We start from the raw sequence: 23825 nt of genomic DNA on the forward strand, positions 1-23825 counted from the left end.
AAAAAATAGATGAAAAAAACTATGGTGGAGACGAGAATTAAACTTGAGAATTGAAAACGCATGTTTCTAAAAAAATCATTGTATGCGGCTATATTGAGTGCCTTAAGCCTTCCAGCATTTGCACAAGGTTTGGTGTTAAATGATGACCATTTACGTACCGATTTAAACTGGCTTAATCAACAAGGTGTGATTGAAATCAGTACATCAACATGGCCAATGAGCGGTGATGAAATTCAACGCGCGTTATCTCAAGCAAAAGTGATCAACAATGCTCAGCAGAAAGTGATTGATTCAATTCAAAATGAATTAAAATCCGATAATCAAATGGCCAAACTTGGACTATTTGCAGAAACAGATCAGAAAAATATTCCGCAGGCTTTCGCGGATCAAAATAAGTCTCAATATGGAGCTTCACTGGAGTTTAATGCAGGTGGCACGAATTGGGATGGAAAACTGCGTATCAATGCTGAGAAAGATCCTCAGATCGACAATGATCAAGATGTGAATGTCGAAGGATCTTATCTGGCGGGTAAGCTTTGGAATCAGTGGTTGATTGCAGGTCAAATTCCAACGTATTGGGGACCTGGACATGATGGCAGTTTAATTCGCGGCGATGCAAGTCGTCCTGTCTATGGCTTTACAGCACAACGCGCAGAACAAAATGCTTTTGAATCTAAATGGTTGTCTTGGATTGGGCCTTGGCAATATCAAGCGTTTGCAGGTCAATTGGATGACTATACAGCAGTACCCAAAACCCGTTTAATGGGATTGCGTTTGACTGCACAGCCATTGCCTTATTTGGAGCTGGGTGCATCACGTACTTTCCAAATTGACGGTGAAGGACAACCAGGTTCTGCAAAAGCATATTGGAATGCTTTTATTGGAAAAGACAATGCTTGCGAAGATGCGAGTTGTACCGGTGAGGGTAATGCCTCTAACCAAATTGCAGGTTTAGATGCACGTCTTAATCTTCAATCTTTACTGGATGTGCCCGTAAGTTTATATGGTCAATATGTCGGTGAAGATGAAGCAGGCGGGTTACCTGCTAAGAAAATGTATTTGGCAGGTGTTGATTATTCATCGAGCTATAAGAACTTGCCTTATCAAGTCTATGCGGAATGGGCAGACACCATGACCAATGGCAGTGCAGACGGTATTTCATATAACCATCATATTTATAAAGATGGTTATTATCAGCATGGTTTCCCTTTGGGGCATGCAATGGGGGGTGATGGCGAAATGGTCTCTGTTGGTGGTGATATTCGCTTTGACCGCATGAATCGTTTATCGGGTCGTGTGTTATTTGCCAAAGTGAATCAATCCAATCTTGCCATTAATCGTGCATTTCCTTTAGAAGATGAGATTAAAGCCTTAGATTTAACTTGGACGCATTATATTAAACCGACCATTCCCTTAAAAATAAATGGTTGGGTGGCAGATTCAGATCGTCAAGGCAATGATAGTGGTCTGTCACTGGGTGTAGAGCTACCATTAGACAGTGCTCTGTTTGGTCGATAAGCCATGCGCCATAAAAAGCCCCATGATTAAGGGGCTTTTTATAGGGTTTAGGTTTAGGGTCAAGGATAAATGTGTTATTGAGATCAAAATATCATGATTTCATAGCGATTCCTTCTGATTGTATAAATGAATCACCCGTGTAGAGTCTCTATTTAGAGAGTTTGTTTATGATGTTTTGGTATATGAATATCATAAAACAAGCAAAAGGAAATTGCTGTAAATCACTATAATGAATATAAATTTTTACAAGTGTAATAAGTACACGTTTTAGTTGAGCTGGTGTTGTCGATGTCAATAAATGAGGAAAGACTTACTCATCTTAAGCAGCTTGAAGCTGAGAGTATTCATATTATCCGTGAAGTAGCTGCCGAGTTTGAAAATCCGGTGATGCTTTATTCCATTGGTAAAGATTCAGCAGTGATGTTGCATCTCGCCTTAAAAGCATTTTACCCTGCAAAACTTCCCTTCCCACTACTCCATGTAGATACAGGTTGGAAGTTTAAAGACATGATTGCCTTCCGTGACAACATGGCAAAAAAACATGGCTTTGACCTAATCGTGCATCAAAATAAAGAAGGCAAAGATGCAGGCATCAATCCTTTTGATCACGGTAGTTCTAAATATACCGATATCATGAAAACGCAAGGCTTAAAACAAGCCCTTGATAAATATGGTTTCGATGCTGCTTTTGGTGGTGCGCGCCGTGATGAAGAAAAATCACGTGCTAAAGAGCGTGTTTACTCTTTCCGTGATACCAAACATCGTTGGGATCCGAAAAACCAGCGTCCAGAACTTTGGAATCTTTATAACGGTAAAGTGAACAAAGGCGAAAGTATTCGTGTATTCCCACTGTCTAACTGGACTGAGCTAGATATTTGGCAGTATATTTATTTGGAAAGCATTCCACTGGTACCTTTATACCTTGCTGCAGAACGTCCTGTGGTTGAGCGTAGTGGTACCTTGATTATGGTGGACGATGAACGTATGCCTTTATTCGAGGGCGAAGTTCCAGAAATGAAATCGGTACGTTTCCGTACTTTAGGTTGTTATCCATTAACAGGTGCAGTGGAGTCAACTGCTGATACCTTGCCTGAAATCATCCAAGAGATGCTTTTGGCGACCAGTTCTGAGCGTCAAGGTCGTATGATTGACCATGATGAAGCAGGCTCGATGGAGAAGAAAAAACAAGAAGGTTACTTCTAAGAATTTTCAAATCTTCCCCTAATCCCTTCTTTGAGAAAGAAGGGGAACTCCCCCCAAAAGAAAGGAGGCAAGTCCTCCTTTAGTAAAGGAGGATTTAGGTGGATTTGAAGATTAAAACAACCGATTTCAACGTATTTGTGGAGCTATGAGCCATGTCTCATCAATCAGATTTGATTAGCCAAGATATCTTGGGCTATTTAAAACAACACGAAAATAAAGACTTATTGCGTTTCCTGACTTGCGGTAACGTGGATGACGGTAAATCGACTTTAATTGGTCGTCTGCTTTATGATTCAAAATTGATTTATGAAGATCAATTACAAGCGGTGACGCGTGACTCGAAAAAAGTCGGTACTACGGGTGATGCACCTGACTTAGCGCTTCTTGTCGATGGTCTACAAGCAGAGCGTGAGCAGGGCATTACCATTGATGTGGCGTATCGTTATTTCTCTACAGAAAAGCGTAAGTTCATCATTGCGGATACTCCTGGGCATGAACAGTACACGCGTAACATGGCAACAGGTGCATCAACGTGCGACCTTGCGATCATCTTGATTGATGCACGTTATGGTGTGCAGACGCAGACGCGTCGTCACACCTTCATTGCGAGCCTTTTGGGTATTAAGAACATTATTGTTGCGATCAACAAAATGGACTTAGTGGAATTCTCTGAAACGCGCTTTAATGAAATTCAAACTGAATATGCAGGCTTCGTTGCACAATTAGGCGAGCGTCAACCATCGAACATCATCTTTACGCCGATTTCAGCGTTAAATGGTGATAACGTGGTGAACAAGTCAGAAAATACGCCTTGGTACACGGGTCAAACCTTAATGGGTTCTTTAGAATCTGTTGAAATTAACCGTGATACGGCGCAGCGTGATTTTCGGTTCCCTGTGCAATATGTCAACCGTCCAAACCTCGATTTCCGTGGTTTCTGCGGCACGATCGCATTAGGTGATGTAAACGTTGGTGATACGATTACTGCTTTACCTTCAGGTAAGTCATCGACAGTCAAAGAGATCGTGACGTTTGATGGTAATTTGCAGCGTGCTGCAGCGGGTCAAGCCGTGACCATTACCTTAAACGATGAAATTGATATTTCTCGTGGTAATGTGTTGATCCGTGCTGATCAAGGTCTACCTTCAATTTCACGTTCAGTTGAAGCGACTGTGGTGTGGATGGCAGATCAACCGCTGGTGATGGGTAAACTCTACAACATCAAAATAGGTACGCAAACCGTTCCTGCAAAAGTGACCGCGATTAACTACCGTACCAATGTCAACACACTTGAAAAAGCAAAAGTAGAGAGCCTAGAGCTGAACGCAATTGCCAATGTAACCGTTGAATTTGATGCGCCAGTGGTATTTGACCGTTATCAAGACAGTCGTTATACAGGTTCGTTTATCTTCATTGATCGTTTGAACAACGTGACGATTGGTGCGGGTATGGTGGAAGAGTCTGTTGAATGGACGGCACATAGCAATCCGGTGACTGCTGAAGCACGTGCTGCACGTTTGGGTCAAAAACCTGCTGCGGTGACGGTATCAAGCAAAGCATTGGACAATGCTCAAGCTTTAGAGAACTTGTTGCTTCAACAAGGGATTGTCGCAATTGCGAAAGCGGATCTCGATGCTGCTCAAGTTGCGTTACTTCGTGAGACGGGTGTTGTCGTCATTACAACGGTTGCCGAAGGGACTGACGTGAGCTATGCAGATGAGTCTGCTGAAGCATTGGCTGACAAAATTGTGGAATTAGTTCGTCTATAAGATTGAGCTGATTTAAAAGAAACCCGTCTTCATGGCGGGTTTTTTATTTGCTTAAGTTTTAAGTGTTTGAATAACATACAATCATTAAAAAGTTGAACTTTCACTTAAATTTCTTCTCGATACAATACCAGTATAGAGGGGGATTTATGAAAAGATTATTGATTATAATGGGTTTATCTTTTTTAGCTTTTGAGGTGGAAGCTAAACAAAGTAGTGAAAATGTAGACGTAATTAAGCAAAAAATAATTCAAGAATCGATTAAAAATTATTCTGGAAATTGTCCTTGTCCATATAATACCGCACGGAATGGCAGTCGCTGTGGTAAGCGAAGCGCTTATCATCGTGCTGGTGGATATGCGCCTATTTGTTATGCAGAGGATGTGACGGCACAAATGATTAAAAACTATAAGAGATAAAATGGATTAGATAGATTTCTGCTTTATAGAGTCATCAATAGAATGTGTTTCAACATGGGCGTTGAAACACATACATCAAAAATTAAAGCTCAGCTTTTTTAGCCTTCATATATTCAACAACAACATTTAAAACAAAGTCCTGACACGCTTCACCTGTACCCGGATCATAGGCACCATTATTGGTGATGTTGTTTGAAAGCACACGAATACCGACAAAAGGAACATTAAATTGAGTGGCGATTTGTGCAACCGATGCACCTTCCATTTCCTCAGCAGACGTACCATAAGTTTGATGAATAAATGCAATACGATCTAATTCATTGTTCCATACATCCGCAGAGCCTAGCGTGCCTTCAACCACTTTACCTTTGCTATAAGTCGCTTTGGCTTTATGCGCTGCCAAAATTAAATCTGCATCACCTTCAAACTTACGAATCGCAATCGGTTCAGGATCAGATTCATCTTCAGGCAATACATCAAAAGCTTCATTCCACTTCAAAGCGTCAGATCCACCACCGATAGGGAGTTTTGGCGTTCTAAATGCATTGATATTGGTGGTGTATTTGCCCACAACAATGTCATACACATTCAAAGCAGGGTCATGACCTCCAGAGGTCCCTTGGTTGATAATGGCAATGGGATTGTAATGCGTGATTGCGATCGCAGTGGCTGCCGCAGAGTTAGACATCCCCATACGTGTTTTAGAAATGATGACCGGATAACCTTGATAGGTGCCTTTCCAAAACTTCCAGCCACCAATGGTTTCTGAGGTGGTGTTGTCAAGCTTTGAGGCAAGACTTTCAGTTTCAATCGGCAGCGCACCTTGAATCACAATCGGTTGTAAGGTTTTTTCAGCAGCTACTGGAGGAAGGGGTTGCACCGTTTTATCGTCGCTATCATTACAGCCACTTAAAACAAGTGAACTACATACGCCAACAGTGCAAAATAGTTTTTTTAGCATGGAAAAAAATCGCTTGATGGTAGGAGAGGATATTGAGAACTCGCAAGTATCGTGCCAAATGGACGATTTTAGAATTGCATTATCTTACTGATTTGAAGTTTTTTTAAAATATCAGTTAATCCTCATCAACAATCAACAATCAACAATCAACAATCAACAATCAACAATCAGACATCAACATGCTTTCGATCCCTTTACTTGTATACACTTTTTTATTCGCAGGGTTTTAGTCAATTTTCGGAATGAAATCTGTCCACATTAAAATCAATGCTGAAAGAGATTCGCTCTTCTTTTTTATCACAGCATAATATGTTCCAATACATCAATAAAACATGAAATATCAAGGATAGGAAAAGACCTATGTCAAACACCATGCAACAGATCATGATTACAGAGCCAGGTGGCGTTGAAAAACTTGCCTATGAATCGGTTGCGATCCCGACACCTGAAGCCAATGAAGTGTTGGTCAAAGTCCATGCCTTCGGTTTAAACCGTCCAGATATTTTGCAGCGTCAAGGTTTATACCCGATGCCAAAAGGTGTGACGCCAGTCCCTGGACTTGAAGTGGCAGGAGTGGTTGACGCTGTGGGTAGCGACGTGACTGAATTTAAAGTGGGCGATAAAGTCTGTGGTTTGACCAATGGTGGGGGATATGCCGAATATTGCGTGGTACCAGAGACGCAAATCTTAGCCATTCCAGCAGGGGTGAGCTTTGTACAGGCAGCAGCCATTCCTGAAACTTTCTATACCGTTTGGGCAAATGTGTTCCAAATGGGTCAAGCCAAAGCAGGCGAAATAGTTTTAATTCACGGGGGAACCAGTGGCATTGGTACGACAGCACTGGCACTGTGTAAAGCGCTCGGCATTCGAACTTTTGCAACCGTAGGTTCAGATGAAAAAGTGCAAGCAATTTCACACCTAACCACAGCCATTAATTATAAGACCCAAGACTTCGAACAAGTGATTAATGCAGCGAATGACAATGCGGGTGTAGATGTGATTTTAGACATTGTCGGAGCGCCGTATTTAGCGCAAAACTTGAATTTACTGCGTCGTGACGGGCGTTTGGTGTATATCGCATTTTTGGGTGGAGCAAAAGCTAAAGAGGTCAAACTTGGTCAAATTATGATGAAGCGTTTGACCATTACAGGTTCAACCATGCGTGCACGGAATACTGCTGAAAAAGCTGAAATTACCCAAGGCTTGAAACAGGTGGTTGCACCACTTTGGGCGAAAGGTGAATGCTTGCCGATGATCTATAAAACCTTTAAATTTGACCAAATTCAAGCTGCACATGCGATCATGGACACGGGCGAACATGTCGGTAAAGTCGTGGTCGAAGTCATTTAAACTTTAAGCGCTATCTATCATTGATATATCAAATCAGCAGGAAGCAAGTGTCGATAAGATGATCCGATGCTTCCTGATCTGTTCTAGGCTACATTTGAAATAATGGCACGCTTAAATAAGTCATTAAAATAAGCATTATGTATTCATATCGAATTTAATCTGAACGGCTTAAAATTAAGATAAATCGTGTACAGGTGAATGTTGGATGGCTAACTTATCTCCACCTGAAAGAATGAAAAGTAACGTGAATAAAATAAGCAAGTATTGTTACCAATCTGCATTAAATTGAATCTAAACTGTTGTGTAAATCCATCTAATTTCACTATATTTTGCATCTAGCTCGGCTTCGGCATAGCAGATTTTTAACATATATTTTAATAATTTTGGGTTCTTTATGTTTTTTAAACACGGTTTATTTTTAACAACATTATTCGCGGCAAATTCATTGTGGGCAGGCGCAGATTGGGACTATAAAAATCCTGCGCAGTGGTCAAAGCTCAATCCACATTATCAAGCCTGTTCGGGTTTAAACCAATCTCCAATTAACATTGAGCGGACCATTCAAGCAGATTTAGCACCGTTAAAATTCGACTATGACAGCACTGCAAAACCATGGTCATACAGTTCAAGTTGAATTTAATGACGGTGCAAGCTTAACGCTCGATGGTCAGCAATTTTTTTTAAAGCAGTTTCATTTGCACAGCCCCAGTGAAAACACCATTCAGGGTAAACGCTATCCCATGGAGTTGCATCTAGTCCATGCCTCAGACAAAGGTGAGCTGGCTGTGGTGGCGCTAATGTTTGAAGAAGGACAACAGAATGCCAAGCTGCAACATATTTGGGAGGTGCTGCCTAAAAAAATGGGTGAAACACGTATGCTTAAGAGCAACAACACAGCAGCAAGCTTTTTGCCTGAGCGTTTAGATTATTATCGTTTTAATGGGTCTTTGACCACGCCACCGTGTTCAGAAGGCGTACGTTGGTTGGTGATTAAAGAGATTCAGCAAGCATCAAAAGCGCAGATTAAAGCCTTTGCAGATTTGATGGCTGAACCGAATAATCGACCCATCCAACCGATTGGCGCACGTGTGATTTTAGAGTAACGAATACATCGAGTCGTACAGAGCAGACCTACGGGTCTGCTCTTGATTAATGGGTTTCAAAAGCAATATTATTTTAAAGTTTTTCATGAAGCGAATATGAATCTTTGAGGCAGTTTAGACAAATTGTGCTACCGTCTGAGTTTGTGGTTCACTTAATTTTTTTATTGCTATGTCATTTGATTTAAACCTGAGTACAGCGCAAGACGCTCAGCCGCTTCCGCCACAACAGCAAAAGCTGAAAAGTCTAATTGAAAAAATAGAACAACAAAAAATTAATTTAGATACACTGGAACATGCCAAAACTGATATACAGCAACATGCCCGTAAAACCTTAATGCCTGCCTATGCGCAGTGGCATACGGTTTTGTTTGAGCAGCTTGAAACCTTATGGGAAAGTCTACACCGCCATGCTTTTTCCAAATTAGAGTTGGCACAACTGGATGATAAAATTTACAGTTTGGCGCAGGATTTAAAAGACTCGCAGTCACTGGCAGAAAAGCAACTGATTAAAGTGGATGAGCTGCATACTTTTTATGATCAGCACCAAGCCCAGCATCAGAACCAATCCCAGCGAAAATTAAAGTCAAATAAAAAAGACAGAGCCAACCATACAGCGAACCATGATGCTCAATCTGAGCATGAGCAAACAGATCAACTCGACCCTATAGCGTTTGATGAAATGGAAGAAATTAAAGAAATGGAGGGTTGGGATGCTGAGCAGCATATTGAAGCTCGCGCGCAAGCCAAACTCAAACGTCAGCAAGACAAGCAAGCACAAGCACAGAAAATGGCAGAGCAATCTTTGAAGATGGCGTATTTAAAAATCGCCGCAATCATTCACCCTGATCGTGAGCAAGATGAAGCCAAAAAGCTCGAAAAAACCGAAATGCTTCAACATGCCAATCAAGCTTATGAAAATAAAGATCTATTTTATCTTCTCAAATTGCAGATCCAAGTTGATCAAGAGCGGGGTATTGCCAAAAAGGGTTTAAGTCCCGATCAGATCAAGTTTTATAAGTTGGCGCTGGATGCGCAAAGTCAGAAATTGGATGATCAGATAGATGACGTTCTTGAATCTTTGTATTGGACGAAGAAAGCCAAAGCATCGGGGAAGCGTCAATCTTCAGGACGTGTTCAAGTGGCTAATCTGTATAAACAGATAGATGCGGATACTTCCGCGATTAAACAGCAAATTAAAGCCGAGACTGAACGGCTGAAATATATGAAGCGGTTGAGTGGATTAGAGATGTTGTTGGAGCATGGGGTTTTGTGATTTTTAAAAGCACCTCTCCTTGCGTAGCAGTGCTACTCATCTCCTGAAAGGAGAGAGGGAAATCCATTGCGAAAAGAGTTTAAGCTGGAATCGAATAACAATAATTAGAATCTCAATGAAAGTTCCCTCTCCCTATGGGAGATGAGAATCCTCAGAATATATTCTGAGTTCGCAAGGGGGAGAGGGAAATAAAAATGAAAATAGATCCTAACTTATTAGAATTTGCCAAATCCATGCGACACACCGCCACCGATGCAGAACACCTGATGTGGCAAATCTTACGTGCTAAGCGTTTTATGGATCTTAAATTTTGCCGTCAGCATGTGATCAAACCATATATTGTCGATTTTTACTGTCATGAAATTGGTTTAGTGGTTGAGTTGGATGGTGGTCAGTATGGAACGGATGATGCGGTTGAGTATGATGCGGAACGGACTAAGTTTTTAGAACCTTTAGGTTTAACAGTTGTGCGCTACTGGAATCATGATGTGTTGGGACGGATAGATGTGGTTTTAGAACACTTATGGCAAGTATGTGATGAATTGAGAGTAAATTAGTAATGGAAAATTCCCTCTCCCTGTAGAAGAAGATTAGGGTGAGTGCAACTTGAAAAATCATAAATCGACACAATAAATACATAAAATTTATAATTAAATTGTGGGGGCGAAATGTCAGATAAAAAATCGGAAGCTATTGGGCTATTGAATGAAGCTTTAAAAGAACTCGAATCAGCAAAGGGAAGTGTAACTGTTGCAGTTCAAAAATTATCACGTGCCTCTTTGTTATTGGATGAAAAAAATATATATGTTTGGTCCGAAATTCAATTAGGAAATCAAAAATATGTCTTTCATATAAAAAAATTATTGGACTTAATTAATAAGGAATTTCAGAAAAAGCAAAAACCTGTAGATATTAGTTCTTCTGTATTTAAAACTGTATTGCAGGAATTAAAAGATAATGGGATTGATCATCAGTTTATTATCACATCTAAATTTGCTAGTTTAAAAAACTCAGATTCAACTGGTGGCTTGGATCATTCAATAAATATATTAGAGGATCAATTACCTTATTTAAAAAAGAACGGTAATGATAAAACTCTATACTTGAAAAATGTACAAGACCATATTGATTATATAAAGAAAAAATCCCACGAATATTGTGTGAAATTAAGTAATAAATATAAATATTCTGAGACTTCAAGTAGTTGTTTTGACTTATTAAAGAATGCTGTTGATGATAAATTGCTTGATTTAGAGCCTGAATTAGCACAACAACTAATGTTTGCATTTAAAGGAATATCATCTAAGAGTTCCGAAGAATGGTCACAAGCATTAACATCATGTCGTAGACTGTTAGAAGCCTTGGCCGATAAACTTTACCCACCAAATGATAAGGTCATTAATAAGCGAACTTTCAAAGCTAATCAATATATCAATCGTCTTTGGCAATTTATGTCTGAGTCGATAGAGTCAGAAAGTAATCGTGATTTAGCTAAAATGCATGTTGATTATTTAGGTTCATGGTTAGAAAAAAATTACAAAATGACCAATAAGGGCGTTCATGCAGAAGTTAATCAATTAGAAGCTACTCGTGTTGTTTTTCATATGTACTTGATGCTTTCTGATATTTTAGAATATTTAGATCCATCCCAAGTAAGCGCTAATTCTAAACCGTCATTGATAACAGCAACTCTAGATGATTTTGAAGTACTGTTGAATGTTAAGCGTGAGATTGCTAAAACAATATACAAGGCAAGAATAGAGAAAAATGGTTCTCTCACCTTTGATGATCTAAAAGAAATTCGAGGTATCGGAGTTAAAACTTTACAATTAGCAAAAGAACGATTTGCTGAATAAAAAATCCCCTCAACTGAGGGGGTTTTTTGAATCAAACTACAGCATTAAAGCGCTGCAATCTGCTCCATATTCGCTTTAATCTTCACAAGCTGATCAGCAAGCTCAGCCAATTTCACTTTTTCACCTTCAACCACAGCAGCAGGGGCTTTCGCCACAAAACCTTCATTTGAAAGTTTTCCTGCAATTTGATCATGCTGCTTTTGAACCTTATCTAAGTCTTTCTGCAAACGACCAAGTTCTGCTTTCGGGTCAATTAAACCCTTCATCGGAACAAAGACAGAGGCATGACCGACAACGCTAGATGACGACAACGGTGGTTGTTCACCATTGGCCAAGAAGGTAATGCTTTCAACTTTTGCCAATGCTTTGAATAACGGTTCAATACGTGAAATTTGCGCCATTTCAGCATCCGTGATGTTCTGCATTAACACAGGCAAAAAACGCGCATTACCTAAGCCCATTTCACCACGAATGTTACGTACCGCACCAATTAAGCCTTGTAGCCACTGCATGTCAGCTTCAGCTTGATCATTCATCAAGGCTTCATCGGCAACAGGGTACTGCGCAAGCATGATGGTTTCGCCTGCAATGTTCAGCTTCGGCGCAAGTGTTTGCCAAATTTCTTCGGTCAAGAACGGCATCAGCGGATGAGCCAAACGTAACGAGGCTTCCATCACAGCAAGCAGTACACGACGGATTTCAGCTTTACGCTCCACTGAAATGTTTTCATCGTTTAATACAGGCTTGGTCAGCTCAACATACCAGTCACAGTATTCATTCCAAATGAACTCATAAATCGCTTGTGCAGCCAAATCTAAACGATAGGTTGCAAAGGCTTGATGTACCGCAGCTTCAGCTTTTTGCAAACGGCTGACAATCCACTGTTCAGGCAATTCCCACAGGTCTTGACGAGCTTCGCTACCAATCACTTGATCTTCGCAGTTCATCATCACGAAACGAGTCGCGTTCCAGATTTTATTACAGAAGTTACGGTAGCCTTCAACACGTTTCATGTCGAACTTAATGTCACGACCCGTGTTGGCCAATGCACAGAACGTGAAACGAACTGCATCTGTACCATACGACTGAATGCCATCTGGGAATTCTTTACGGGTTGATTTTTCAATCTTCGCCGCTTGTTTCGGGTTCATCAGACCTGTCGTGCGTTTTTGCACTAAGGTTTCAAGATCAACACCATCAATCAAATCTAAAGGATCAAGCACGTTCCCTTTCGACTTCGACATTTTCTGACCTTCACCATCACGTACCAAACCATGCACATACACAGTTTTGAACGGCACTTGCGGCGTACCATCTTCATTTTTCATGAAGTGCATGGTCATCATGATCATGCGAGCTACCCAGAAGAAGATAATGTCAAAACCTGTCACCAATACATCCGTAGAATGGAAAGTATTGAGGAAATAGTTCTTCATATCTTGTTCAGCGTCACCAGTCCAATCTAGAGTCGAGAACGTCCATAAGCCTGAAGAGAACCAAGTGTCGAGCACATCTTCGTCTTGGGTTAATGCAATGCTTGCATCAATGTTGTTTTCTGCACGCACTTCAGCTTCATTACGACCCACAAAGACATTGCCTTCAGCATCGTACCAAGCTGGAATACGATGACCCCACCAAAGCTGACGTGAAATACACCAGTCTTGAATGTTGTTCATCCACGCCATATACATGTTGGTATATTGTTCAGGAACAAACTTAATCTCGCCATCTTTTACCGCTTTAATCGCAGGCTCAGCCAGTGGTGCAATTTTTACATACCATTGGTCTGTCAGCAGTGGCTCAACAATCACACCTGAACGGTCACCGCGAGGTGGCTTCAATGTATAAGGTTGAATTTGCTCTAACCAGCCTTCCGATTCCGCTTGTTCAACTAGTTTTTTACGTGCAGCAAAACGTTCTAAACCAATATATTCGCTTGGTGCAGCAATGGTTTTAGAAATTTGTTCGCCTGCTTTTGCGATATATTCAAATTCTGCAAGCACTTCAGCATTTTTGTTGAAGATATTGATGATTGGTAATTCGCAGCGCTTACCCACTTCATAGTCATTGAAGTCGTGCGCAGGGGTGATTTTGACACAGCCGGTACCGAATTCTTTGTCGACGTATTCGTCTTTCACAATCGAAACAGCACGACCAGTAATCGGCAAGATAATGTTTTTGCCAACTAAGTCTGCATAACGCTCATCATCGAGTGCCACTGCAACAGCTGTATCACCGAGTAAGGTTTCAGGACGTGTGGTTGCCACCACGATGTAATCTTTATCATCATGCGTGCGTAGTGATTTATCTTCAAAGAAATATTTGAAATGCCAAAGCGAACCTTGTTCTTCTTTATCAGACTCAACTTCAAGATCAGACAGGGCAGTTTGTAATTTAGGATCCCAGTTAACGAGGCGTTTACCACGGTAAATCAGACCGTCTTTATGCAAACGCACAAAGACTTCCTTTACGGCATTGGATAAGCCTTCATCCATGGTGAAACGTTCGCGTGACCAATCTACAGAAGAACCCAAACGACGAATTTGACGCGTAATCGTTCCGCCAGATTGCTCTTTCCATTCCCAGATTTTGTCGATGAATTTTTCACGACCCAAATCATGGCGGCTAATGTCTTGAGCAGCCAATTGACGCTCTACCACCATTTGCGTTGCAATACCGGCATGGTCCGTACCCGGTTGCCATAAGGTATTTTTGCCTGACATACGGTTAAAACGAGTCAATGCATCCATAATGGCATTGTTAAAACCATGCCCCATGTGTAAAGAACCGGTGACGTTCGGCGGTGGAATCATAATAGAAAATGATTCACCTTGACCCGATGGCTTAAAGTAGCCATTGTCTTCCCAAGTCTTGTACCATTTTTTTTCGATCTCAGTGGGATCGTAAGTCGTAGCAATATTTTGCGCTGAATCAGTCATAGTGAGAAAAATTCAAAAGTAGATAAAAAATTGTATTCATTGTAGCAAAATAATTTAGCCGAATGTTGCTTCGTATTCCCTGCGCAGCATAGATGTTTCTTAATGTGTGAAAAAACAAACGAAGGAAATAAGGTACTTTGTTTTTTTGTTTGGCATAAAACCAGATGATGAGTTAGACGTTTAAATCCTGATAAACGTGACAGTCCCACTCAATCGACTTTCGATCAATACTGAGAAAATCTCGAATGTCGGGAGGATGAAGCCAGTGTTTTGGGCATTTGAGCCGATGCATCTTGGGCAATATTCCAATGCGATGTACCAGTGAATTGATATTTAATGTGAAATAAGCATCATTTAAACGCAAATAAAGGTCGAAAAAGACAATGAAGCCGTTGGGCTGCTTTGTTAAGATAAACCCTATAACTCAAAAAAATGCTTAAAATTAACAGGGAAATGGACCTATGTCATATCAAATTCAGTTGGATATAAAAGCAGAAACCTATAAAGAGCTTGCTGAAATTACCCAGCGCTTAAACCATGCAGATAAAACCAGTTTAGCCAAAGATCTAGGACGAGTTTTTACTGATATGTCCTGCCAAGTGTTGGAACAGGTGTTTGGCACATTGGTCAAAGAAAAGCAGAAAAATACTGCCAATCCCAATTCAAAATCTCAAAAAGAAGCTGAGCAAGTCTTGGCGCAAATTGAAGGCGCACTCACCAAATATATGCCGTGGGCAATCTCCTTTTTTGGCAATGATCGTTTAAAACCTGTGGCCAATCACATTTTAAAAAAATTCCATGTTTCTGAAACAGGTGATTCAAAAATGTTTTACCACTTAGATCGCCAGTTGGGTGCTGAGTCTCAAGCCGCATTAGAACAAATAAAAGCAGGCAATTTTCAAGTCTTGCCGCAGCTTATGCGGGATTTAATCAAGATCATCGACTTGGGTATTTCCGAATTTATTCGTGATCCAAAAACCTTATTGAAGTTTAATTTTGTAGTGGATAAAACTTTAAATGGGGTGATCAATATGATTACCAGCACCGGCTATAAACGCATTGAAAAGGCTGCCGACGAGTACGACACCAGTGATGCAAGTCGGGCACACTATTATGCAGATCACTTCGGAAAATTTCTGATTCACGTATAATCAGTGCTATATCAATCTGCGTCATCAAATCAATCTGCATCATCAATAAGAGAAAAATGATCATGGATGGAAAAATCGTTTGGATTACTGGAGCTTCTTCTGGTTTGGGCAAAGCCTTGGCAAACGCATGTGCCTCAAGAGGTGCAACGGTGGTACTCACCGCCAGACGTATTGAGGAACTTGAAAAGGTCAGACTCAGCTTAAGTCATTCAGAACGTCATCTATCTGTTGCAGCAGACATCACCGATGAAGCCCAAGTACGACGGGCGCATGAGCTTGTGGTTGCTACAAAAGGCAGAATTGATTGGCTCATCAATAATGCAGGATTAAGCCAGCGCGCCTTGATTGCAGACACCACTATGCAAACTGAACGTGCCATTATGGAAATTGATTATTTTTCTCAAGTCTTTTTGACCAAAACTGTACTACCGACTTTTTTAAAGCAAAAATCGGGACGCATTATATTTGTATCCAGCGTGGCGGGATTACTCGGTACCCAGTACCGCGCGTCCTATTCGGCTGCCAAAGCCGCGATTCATTTGTGGGCGAACAGTTTGCGTGCAGAAGTCGCAAATGAGGGGGTAAATGTATCTGTCATTTTCCCTGGGTTTGTCAAAACCAATGTATCTTTTAATGCATTAAATGGGGAGGGTAAGCCGCAAGCCAAGCAAGATGAAGCGATTGAAAATGGTTTAGAACCTGAAGCGTTTGCAGAAATCGTGGTGAAAGCGCTGTTACATGGAGAAGAGTTTATTGTGGTGGGAGGTGCTAAGGAAAAACTCGGGGTATGGGTATCACGGTTGTCGCCAAAAACCTTATATAAAATGATTCGTAAAGTCAAAGTGAAATAATATGTGCATAGGAGGCTATACATCAAATTGCTTGAAGTTGATGTATATGTCGAAAATGAACAAGTGCAAAATAATAGGCACTGCGATTAGGTCAATTTGTCTTTCAATGTTTCTCAAGCTTGTATGATATATAGAAGCTTAAAAAGACCAGGGATATCCTTTAAAACATGCCGTTTGAGTTAGCACACTCAGCAGGAAGGGCGACTGCTTGTAAAACATCCCAATGTTCCAAAATTAGCCCATTGGCATCAAATCTAAAAATGTCGACTCCTGCCGTACCTAGGTCATGAGAATCATTGTTGTAGATATTAAAAAAGTTAACATGGGCCCAAGTATAGTCTCCGTGAGAGATAATTCGATGAACCCGAACACGCATATTAGGGAAGCTTTTTAAGCGTTCTTGAAATGCACCGCCTGTTCCATCCGCAGTATCGGGCAGAAAGGGATTATGTTGAATATAGTCGGGAGACAGATATTTACGTGCGGCCTCTAGTGGTTTTTTCTGGTTAAACATTTCATCATATAGTGCCAATAATATTTGAGCATTCTGAGCTGCTTGTTGATTATTTTGATCGTATAAAATATCCATTATTCTTTCCTTTGACTCTGTATTGAAAAAGCACGACACCCATACTCATGAGTCGTCATTTTATAAATTCTTTGATTACTCACCCTTGAAAGAAAAGGGCAATACGCTGAGGGTAGAGGTCGGTCAATTAAAATTTATTCTTGATGCGACAAAATACGACGCGCATCATCTCCGATTGCAATGCGCAGTGGAGCATCAGGATGATCAATTAAATCCACAATTTCTTTGGCTGCAAGTGCTGGATCTAATCCGAGATTTTGCCCTGCCATCATACGATCAGTGAAATCTTGAAACGCTTGTCCATAAAGTTGTTGTTCTTGATCAGACATATTCAACATCATCTGATCCAGTGCTTTTTGAACTTTTTTGGGACCACCTGTCTGCATATTTCCACAGACTGCAATGTGCGTCTTGATTCCAAATTTTTCTAATTCTGCACCATACAATTCAGTGAAAATTTCTGCAGCTGATTTTGATGCGCTTGAAGGTGCATTGAATGCTGAGGGTTGATCCACAGAGATTGTGCTTATCTGAATGATTTTGCCTTTTGAAAGACGTAATACTGGCAAAAAAGCGTTCACTATTCGCAAGAGCCCAAAAGTATTGACATCAAATTCTTTTATAATCGATTGAATTGGAATAATCTCAAGAGGACCTGGTGTGAGGATTCCAGCATTATTAATCAGTACATCCAATCCATGGGTTTCTTTACTTTTGAAAAAATCTACGAATGCATCAATATCATTTTGACTGGTGATATCACACACTTTTAGCATTACTTTGCCTTTTGATTGTTGATGAAGAAGTTCGACTTCTTGATCATTAAACGCTGTGCCGTAGACCATATAGGCGTTGTTGGCAAGTGCAAGCGCAATGTTTTGACCCAGTCCACTTCCTGCACCTGTAACGATAGCAATAGGCATGCGCTAATTCCTTATTTGATGAACAGTGAATATATAAAACACGAAATGTATAAATAAGTTCTACTTACTTTATTTAAGCCAAAAAGCAGCTGAATAGACAGGTCTAAATTCAGGACAGATTGTTCTAGGTTCTATGATTTATGAATCATCGATTGCGAATGAAGACAGTGAAAGTTGGATAGCGAGATTTCAAGAATTGATAAAGCTAAGGTTTTAAAATAATGTTTCAATACAGTATCTTAAGACAGTGCTGAGAATATTGTTTTAGTTTTGAATGTTCCATGGATTTGATACAAATAAAGCAAGACCGTTTTACAGTCTCGCTATCATAAGGTTTATAAAGCAAAAAAATAACGCATTTAATGGAGGCATCGGGATCGTAAGATTAACGATTTTGAATCGCTGTTCCATAAGCAAACACCTCAACCATACCGCCTTGCATGCCTAAGTCAGTGGTGCTCAGTCTTAATCCCATAATCTGTGTGGCACCTATTTTCTCAGCCTCTTGCTTGAGTCGAACCACTGCTTCGCGACGAGCACGTTCGACAATACTTTCATAACTTTTCAAACGCCCGCCGAAGAAGTTTTGAATTTGAGCAATGACGTATTTGAAGTAGTCATGCGAGATCACCACATTACTACTGACCATTTGACCCAAATATTCAGTGGTTTTAAAGCGATTGGTCTCCATGTGAATATAGGCCAGACGTTTCTCATCTGCCTCTAATGCCTTCAAATGTTTACGCTCATTGTATCGACCAAAACCAAAGCCGATCGCGAACAAGAAAACAAAAATGACCGCTTTAAAGATTAAACCATCCATAACTTAGCCTTGGGTTGGAAATGGATCGGGGAGTAAGCTCTCAGCTTTATTGACACGTACAGCAGTACCATAAACAAAAAGTTCAGATGCACCTTGAGTAATATTGGAGGTGGAAAAACGAATCCCGACAATCGCATTCGCACCTAAACTCTGGGCTTTGGCAATCATACGGTTCATGGCTTCTTGACGTGATTCTTCCAATAATTCGGTATATGCCGTGAGTTCACCACCGACAATGTTTTTAAGTCCAGCTAGAAAGTCACGACCCACATGTTTACTACGTACGGTACTGCCGTAAACCACATCAAACTGTTGAATAATCTGATGACCCGGTACGGATTCTAAGTTACTAAGAAGCATGACGTTGATTCAAATAAAGAACTGCATTTGAAGATAGGAAATCCTGCTGCAAAATGCAATCAAAAAAGCCCACACAAGGTGGGCTTTTTTATCAAGATGACTTATTTTTGGTTGTATTTCAAATCAGCACTCGATGGCTGATACTGAATTTGCTGGGAGGTAGTGGTTTTTAAACCGCCTCCTAAGCTCTTATACACTTCAACTTGATTATTTAAGTTGGCTTGTTCAAGCAAAAGTAGACCTTGTTCAGCAGCATAGGACGTACGTTGAGCATCCAGTACGGTTAAGAAACTATCAATGCCGGCACGGAAACGAGCATTCGACAGTTTGTAAGTGGTATTGGTTGCATCAACCAAACGGCGCTGAGCAGTTAAACGCGAACCGATATTTTGACGTACCGCCAAAGCATCATTTACTTCACGAAAAGCCGATTGAATCGATTTTTCATAGTCAGATAACGCAATTTGTTGGTCCGTTTCAGAAATTTTGATATTCGCTTGACGTGTACCCCAATCAAAGATTGGAATATCTAAGCTTGGGCCCACAGACCATGCAAATGAACCTGATTTAAATAAGTCGCTTAAATCAGTCGATGCATAACCGGCAGAACCCGTCAGGCTAATGGTTGGGAATAAACGAGCTTTGGCAGCGCCAATATTCGCACCGGCAGCACTGAGTTGATATTCAGCCGCTTTGACATCTGGACGGTTGTTGAGCAAGTCACTTGGAATACCTGCTGTTAATGCATCGCTATTGGTCACACGCGTCACACGTTGCTGAGGTAACAGATTTGAAGGAACCGCTTCACCCACCAGCAAATTCAATAAGTTTTGAGCTTGCGCGATTTGGGTTTTGTAGTTAGCCACATCATTACGCGCAGTTTCAACCGTGACTTGTGCTTGACGCACAGGTACTTCACTGTCGATACCCACATCAAAACGTTTTTTATTTAAGTTATAAGAATCAAGTTGCGTTTTAAGCGTTTGTTCTGCCAATTTTAAATTGGCATTGGCAAAGGAATAGCTCAACCAAGCTTGTGCAACTTGACCCACGAGTGCAATTTGAGTGGCATCACGCGCACTTGCAGTGGCTAAATATGAGTCTAAAGCATTGTCTTTGAGGCTACGTACACGTCCCCAAAAATCTATCTCATAGGCTGTTACACCCAAGCCAACGTTATAGACCGTATTCGCACCATTTGAGGTTGCTGTGTCTTGACGCAATACGCCACCACTTGCCCCAATGGTTGGAAGCTGGTTATTTTGCGTGATTTGATACTGCTGCTGTGCACGTTGAATGTTCAGCGCCGCGGTACGTAAATCACGGTTGTTGGTAATGGCTAAATCTAAAACTTGAATTAAACGTGGGTCAGCAAAGAAATCTTTGTAGCCTTGTTCTGCCACAGAAGTGCCTGAAGCATTTCCCAAGTAGTTGCCAGGAATATTGGCTTGAGCAACCGGCTCTGGCCCACGCATGCTTTGACAAGCTGTCAAAGCAAGCGCAAGTGCAGATACCGCAATGCTACGACCTGATACAGACCATAACTTTTGCATCACGATGTATGCTCCTGAGAGAGTTTTTGTTTAGGCTTGAATTTGAAAATGCTTCGAATCCAAACATAGAATACCGGAATAAAGAAGATCCCGAGCAAGGTCGAACTAATCACGCCACCGAGTACACCATAACCAACAGAGTGCTGACTACCTGCACCCGCACCACCTGCAAGCGCAAGCGGAAGTACACCAAAACCAAAGGCTAAGGTGGTCATGATGATTGGACGTAAACGCATTTTTGCTGCGTGTAAAGTTGCTTCAAGTAAAGGCTCGCCTTTGTCTTCTTGAAGTTCCTTAGCAAACTCAACGATTAAGATCGCATTTTTCGCCGCCAAACCAATCACGGCAATGATCGCCACTTGGAAGTAGATGTTGTTGGTTAAGTTTGGATCTTTGAGTAAAACCATGCCCAAGAAAGTCAAACCAATTGCCCCGACAATACCCAGTGGAATCACCAGCATCACAGAGAATGGAATAGACCAGCTCTCATAAAGTGCAGCCAGACACAGGAATACAATGAGCATTGAAAGCACATATAAGCCCAAGGTTTGAGAACCTGACTCACGTTCTTCTAAAGATAAACCTGTCCATTCATAGTCAAAACCGTTGACGCCCATACTTGGAAGTTTTGCAACGATTTCTTCCATCGCAATCATGGCATCACCCGAGCTAATACCTGGCGCTGGTGTACCTTGAATGTTGACTGAAGAAATACCGTTATAACGCTCTAAACGTGGCGAACCATAAGTCCATTCACCTGTTGCAAATGATGAGAACGGCACCATCTGACCTGAAGAACTACGCACGTACCATTTGTTTAAATCTTCGGGCATCATGCGTGCATCTGCAATGGCTTGTACATAAACTTTCTTCACACGCCCACGGTCAATGAAGTCATTCACATAAGATCCACCCCAAGCAATGCTCATGGTGCTATTAATCTCTGAAATGCTGACACCCATTGCGCTGGCTTTTTCATTATCGACATAGATTTTGTACTGCGGCGTATCTTCTTGACCATTTGGACGAACACCGGCAAGACGTTTGTCTTGTGCAGCCATTCCCAAAATCATATTACGTGCAGTGAGCAGTTGTTCATGCCCATTGCCGGCAGCATCTTTCAATATCAAGTCAAAGCCTGCAGACACACCGAGTTCAGGCATTGCAGGAAGCTGCAATGGCATCACGTAAGAGGCATCTTTTGCAATCACGTTAAGCGCCATACCGCGTTGAATAATGGCACCTACGGTCGATTCTTTGGTGGTGCGTTCTTCCCAGTCTTTTAATTTAATAAAAGCCAAGCCCGCATTTTGACCTACACCTGTAAAAGAGAACCCCGCAACACTGAATACAGATTCAACATTGGCTTTTTCGGTTTCTCTAAAATAGTGCGTCATTTGATCAATGACTTTTTCAGTACGATCAATGGTTGCATTTGGAGGAAGTTGAACCAGTGTCATGACGACACCTTGATCTTCATCTGGTAAGAAAGAACTTGGAAGCCCTTTAAATAAGAACATTAAACCAACCAGTACCAGGGCATAAATCGCACCTGCAAAAATCTTATGAATAAGAAGTTTGCCGACCCATTTTTGATAACCTTCAGCCATACGATCAAAACGATCATTGAACCCACGGAAGAAACGCGCAAAAAAGCCGTTGCCCTGTTCTTTGTTTTTATCATGTTGTTTAAGCAAGGTTGCACATAGGGCAGGGGTAAATGTTAAAGCCACAATCAGCGATAGCACCATCGCTGTCACCAGCGTGATCGAGAACTGACGGTAAATTACCCCCGTCGTACCACTAAAGAATGCCATTGGAACGAATACCGCTGCAAGTACAGTGGTAATCCCCACCAATGCGCCAGTGATTTGTTTCATTGACTTTTCAGTCGCTTCGACAGGGTCGAGATGTTCTTCGACCATAATCCGCTCAACGTTTTCCACCACCACAATCGCGTCATCGACCAGAAGACCAATGGCAAGTACCATGGCAAACATGGTCAGAGTATTAATGGAGAAACCGAACATATTAATTACGGCAAAGGTACCCAATACCACCACAGGTACAGCCATGGTTGGAATAATGGTTGCGCGCCAGTTCTGCAAGAACAAGAACATCACAAAGAATACAAGAATAATGGCTTCAATCAAGGTGTGAACCACACTCTCAATTGAAAGCTTAATAAACGGCGTTGTATCAAAAGCTAATTTATCTTGTAGACCTGTAGGATAGTTTTTACGAAGCTGTACAAGACGTGCTTCAACAGCTGCTGCTGTATCGAGCGCATTGGCACCTGTTGCCAGTTTAATGGCTACACCACCTGCAGCACTACCGTTAAATTTCGATGTGAACTGATAGTTGTCTGAGCCTAATTCAACTTTAGCGACATCACCTAAAGTGACTTTAGCACCTGTTCCAGCATTTTTTAAAAAGATCGCACGGAATTGATCTACGGTTTGAAGCAAACTTTGTGCGTTGACTGTTGCATTTAAAACTTGACCTTCAACAGCAGGTGCACCCCCCAATTGACCGACCGCAACTTGCGCATTTTGCGAACGCAGTGCGGCTACAATGTCACTTGGACTGAGTTGATAGCTGGCTAATTTGGCAGGATCTAGCCAAATACGCATCGCATACGAACCACCAAATACCTGAACTTCACCCACACCAGCAACGCGGCTTAGGGGTTCAGAAATGTTCGAATTCACATAGTCTTTAATATCTGCATCACCTAATTCGCCATTTGGAGAATAGAACGCTAAAACCTGTAAGAAACTTGCACCTGATTTGGTGACGCTTAGACCTTGGCGCTGTACATCTTCTGGTAAAAGTGCAGTTGCAGACTGTAATTTGTTTTGTACTTGAACTTGAGCAATGTCAGGATCGATCCCTTGTTCAAAGTTCAAAGAAATAGACGCAGAACCGTTACCCGCACTGTTTGATGAAATATAGCGTAAGCCATCTAAACCATTCATTTGCTGTTCAATGATCTGAGTTACTGTGTTTTCAACAGTTTCAGCAGATGCACCAGGATAAGTCGCAGCAATAGTGACAGTGGGTGGAGCAATGGTCGGATACTGTGCAATTGGCATTTTACTGATGGTTAAAACACCCGCCAGCATAATAACCAATGCAATCACCCATGCAAAAATGGGACGATGAATAAAAAATTGAGCCATTGAGT

General features: G+C 41.3%; 18 protein-coding genes and 1 pseudogene. 11 read left to right on the plus strand and 8 right to left on the minus strand.

From position 1 onward, the window contains the following. Positions 1 to 60 precede the first annotated feature (60 nt). The 4 genes from AMD27_RS04195 to AMD27_RS04210 all read left to right on the plus strand — a co-directional run bounded on the left by AMD27_RS04195 (position 61) and on the right by AMD27_RS04210 (position 4906). Complete coding sequence (locus AMD27_RS04195) at positions 61 to 1518, plus strand: capsule assembly Wzi family protein (protein WP_067656780.1); 1458 nt, start codon at positions 61 to 63, stop codon at positions 1516 to 1518. Between the two features lie 294 nt (positions 1519 to 1812). Beyond that, positions 1813 to 2721 carry a sulfate adenylyltransferase subunit CysD gene (gene cysD, locus AMD27_RS04200; RefSeq protein WP_171254824.1) on the plus strand — a complete coding sequence of 303 codons (909 nt, stop codon included), beginning with the start codon at positions 1813 to 1815 and terminating at the stop codon, positions 2719 to 2721. 152 nt (positions 2722 to 2873) lie between these two features. Continuing rightward, the gene (gene cysN / locus AMD27_RS04205) at positions 2874 to 4490 is read left to right on the plus strand and encodes a sulfate adenylyltransferase subunit CysN (protein ID WP_067656786.1); all 1617 of its coding nucleotides are present in this window, start codon (positions 2874 to 2876) and stop codon (positions 4488 to 4490) included. A gap of 146 nt (positions 4491 to 4636) precedes the next feature. Beyond that, positions 4637 to 4906 (plus strand): hypothetical protein, encoded by a 270-nt coding sequence (locus AMD27_RS04210; protein WP_067656789.1) that lies wholly within the window; start codon positions 4637 to 4639, stop codon positions 4904 to 4906. Between the two features lie 82 nt (positions 4907 to 4988). Here the strand turns inward: AMD27_RS04210 and AMD27_RS04215 are convergent, their stop codons facing one another. Continuing rightward, positions 4989 to 5867 (minus strand): 5'-methylthioadenosine/S-adenosylhomocysteine nucleosidase, encoded by an 879-nt coding sequence (locus AMD27_RS04215; RefSeq protein ID WP_067656792.1) that lies wholly within the window; start codon positions 5865 to 5867, stop codon positions 4989 to 4991. Positions 5868 to 6227: 360 nt separating this feature from the next. Here AMD27_RS04215 and AMD27_RS04220 point away from each other — a divergent pair, with 360 nt between their 5' ends. The 5 genes and pseudogenes from AMD27_RS04220 (at position 6228) to AMD27_RS04240 (ending at position 11449) form a co-directional block, all read left to right on the plus strand. Further along, on the plus strand, positions 6228 to 7217 hold the full coding sequence (locus AMD27_RS04220) for an NAD(P)H-quinone oxidoreductase (RefSeq protein ID WP_067656795.1): 990 nt from the start codon (positions 6228 to 6230) through the stop codon (positions 7215 to 7217). A gap of 394 nt (positions 7218 to 7611) precedes the next feature. Then, positions 7612 to 8320, plus strand: a pseudogene (locus tag AMD27_RS04225) (carbonic anhydrase). 169 nt (positions 8321 to 8489) lie between these two features. Then, the gene (locus AMD27_RS04230; protein WP_067656798.1) at positions 8490 to 9593 is read left to right on the plus strand and encodes a molecular chaperone DnaJ; all 1104 of its coding nucleotides are present in this window, start codon (positions 8490 to 8492) and stop codon (positions 9591 to 9593) included. Between the two features lie 194 nt (positions 9594 to 9787). Continuing rightward, positions 9788 to 10150 (plus strand): endonuclease domain-containing protein, encoded by a 363-nt coding sequence (locus AMD27_RS04235; protein ID WP_067656800.1) that lies wholly within the window; start codon positions 9788 to 9790, stop codon positions 10148 to 10150. Between the two features lie 111 nt (positions 10151 to 10261). After that, complete coding sequence (locus AMD27_RS04240) at positions 10262 to 11449, plus strand: DNA uptake protein (RefSeq protein ID WP_067656804.1); 1188 nt, start codon at positions 10262 to 10264, stop codon at positions 11447 to 11449. Positions 11450 to 11493: 44 nt separating this feature from the next. Here AMD27_RS04240 and AMD27_RS04245 read toward each other — a convergent pair whose 3' ends face one another. After that, positions 11494 to 14388, minus strand: coding sequence for a valine--tRNA ligase (locus tag AMD27_RS04245; protein ID WP_067656807.1), 2895 nt, complete (start codon positions 14386 to 14388; stop codon positions 11494 to 11496). A gap of 461 nt (positions 14389 to 14849) precedes the next feature. Here AMD27_RS04245 and AMD27_RS04250 point away from each other — a divergent pair, with 461 nt between their 5' ends. Both AMD27_RS04250 and AMD27_RS04255 read left to right on the plus strand, forming a co-directional pair. Then, positions 14850 to 15539, plus strand: coding sequence for a hypothetical protein (locus tag AMD27_RS04250; RefSeq protein WP_067656809.1), 690 nt, complete (start codon positions 14850 to 14852; stop codon positions 15537 to 15539). A 56-nt stretch (positions 15540 to 15595) separates the two neighbouring features. Further along, the gene (locus tag AMD27_RS04255) at positions 15596 to 16390 is read left to right on the plus strand and encodes an SDR family oxidoreductase (protein ID WP_067656812.1); all 795 of its coding nucleotides are present in this window, start codon (positions 15596 to 15598) and stop codon (positions 16388 to 16390) included. Between the two features lie 160 nt (positions 16391 to 16550). On the opposite strand, the gene AMD27_RS04260 is transcribed toward AMD27_RS04255, so the two are convergent. The 6 genes from AMD27_RS04260 to AMD27_RS04285 form a co-directional block, all read right to left on the minus strand. Continuing rightward, the gene (locus tag AMD27_RS04260) at positions 16551 to 16979 is read right to left on the minus strand and encodes an ester cyclase (protein WP_067656814.1); all 429 of its coding nucleotides are present in this window, start codon (positions 16977 to 16979) and stop codon (positions 16551 to 16553) included. A 134-nt stretch (positions 16980 to 17113) separates the two neighbouring features. After that, positions 17114 to 17902, minus strand: a complete 789-nt coding sequence (locus tag AMD27_RS04265) for an SDR family NAD(P)-dependent oxidoreductase (protein WP_067656817.1) — start codon at positions 17900 to 17902, stop codon at positions 17114 to 17116. Positions 17903 to 18287: 385 nt separating this feature from the next. Beyond that, entirely contained in the window at positions 18288 to 18725 is a 438-nt protein-coding gene (locus AMD27_RS04270) for a YbjQ family protein (RefSeq protein ID WP_067656820.1), read from the minus strand. A gap of 3 nt (positions 18726 to 18728) precedes the next feature. Beyond that, entirely contained in the window at positions 18729 to 19085 is a 357-nt protein-coding gene (locus AMD27_RS04275; RefSeq protein ID WP_067656823.1) for a YbjQ family protein, read from the minus strand. A 101-nt stretch (positions 19086 to 19186) separates the two neighbouring features. Beyond that, positions 19187 to 20638 carry a multidrug efflux RND transporter AdeIJK outer membrane channel subunit AdeK gene (gene adeK, locus AMD27_RS04280; RefSeq protein ID WP_067656826.1) on the minus strand — a complete coding sequence of 484 codons (1452 nt, stop codon included), beginning with the start codon at positions 20636 to 20638 and terminating at the stop codon, positions 19187 to 19189. Beyond that, entirely contained in the window at positions 20638 to 23820 is a 3183-nt protein-coding gene (locus tag AMD27_RS04285; protein WP_067656831.1) for an efflux RND transporter permease subunit, read from the minus strand. Before AMD27_RS04285 ends, adeK begins: the two co-directional genes overlap by 1 nt. Positions 23821 to 23825 lie beyond the last annotated feature (5 nt).

Origin of the sequence: Acinetobacter sp. TGL-Y2, from assembly GCF_001612555.1 — a bacterium.
GTDB lineage: Bacteria > Pseudomonadota > Gammaproteobacteria > Pseudomonadales > Moraxellaceae > Acinetobacter.

Coding starts and splice junctions, on each gene's coding strand:
- AMD27_RS04195 (WP_067656780.1), top strand. CDS start 61: ATGTTTCTAAAAAAATCATTGTATGCGGCTATATTGAGTGCCTTAAGC.
- cysN (WP_067656786.1), top strand. CDS start 2,874: ATGTCTCATCAATCAGATTTGATTAGCCAAGATATCTTGGGCTATTTA.
- AMD27_RS04210 (WP_067656789.1), top strand. CDS start 4,637: ATGAAAAGATTATTGATTATAATGGGTTTATCTTTTTTAGCTTTTGAG.
- AMD27_RS04215 (WP_067656792.1), bottom strand. CDS start 5,867: ATGCTAAAAAAACTATTTTGCACTGTTGGCGTATGTAGTTCACTTGTT.
- AMD27_RS04220 (WP_067656795.1), top strand. CDS start 6,228: ATGTCAAACACCATGCAACAGATCATGATTACAGAGCCAGGTGGCGTT.
- AMD27_RS04230 (WP_067656798.1), top strand. CDS start 8,490: ATGTCATTTGATTTAAACCTGAGTACAGCGCAAGACGCTCAGCCGCTT.
- AMD27_RS04235 (WP_067656800.1), top strand. CDS start 9,788: ATGAAAATAGATCCTAACTTATTAGAATTTGCCAAATCCATGCGACAC.
- AMD27_RS04240 (WP_067656804.1), top strand. CDS start 10,262: ATGTCAGATAAAAAATCGGAAGCTATTGGGCTATTGAATGAAGCTTTA.
- AMD27_RS04245 (WP_067656807.1), bottom strand. CDS start 14,388: ATGACTGATTCAGCGCAAAATATTGCTACGACTTACGATCCCACTGAG.
- AMD27_RS04250 (WP_067656809.1), top strand. CDS start 14,850: ATGTCATATCAAATTCAGTTGGATATAAAAGCAGAAACCTATAAAGAG.
- AMD27_RS04255 (WP_067656812.1), top strand. CDS start 15,596: ATGATCATGGATGGAAAAATCGTTTGGATTACTGGAGCTTCTTCTGGT.
- AMD27_RS04260 (WP_067656814.1), bottom strand. CDS start 16,979: ATGGATATTTTATACGATCAAAATAATCAACAAGCAGCTCAGAATGCT.
- AMD27_RS04265 (WP_067656817.1), bottom strand. CDS start 17,902: ATGCCTATTGCTATCGTTACAGGTGCAGGAAGTGGACTGGGTCAAAAC.
- AMD27_RS04270 (WP_067656820.1), bottom strand. CDS start 18,725: ATGGATGGTTTAATCTTTAAAGCGGTCATTTTTGTTTTCTTGTTCGCG.
- AMD27_RS04275 (WP_067656823.1), bottom strand. CDS start 19,085: ATGCTTCTTAGTAACTTAGAATCCGTACCGGGTCATCAGATTATTCAA.
- adeK (WP_067656826.1), bottom strand. CDS start 20,638: ATGCAAAAGTTATGGTCTGTATCAGGTCGTAGCATTGCGGTATCTGCA.
- AMD27_RS04285 (WP_067656831.1), bottom strand. CDS start 23,820: ATGGCTCAATTTTTTATTCATCGTCCCATTTTTGCATGGGTGATTGCA.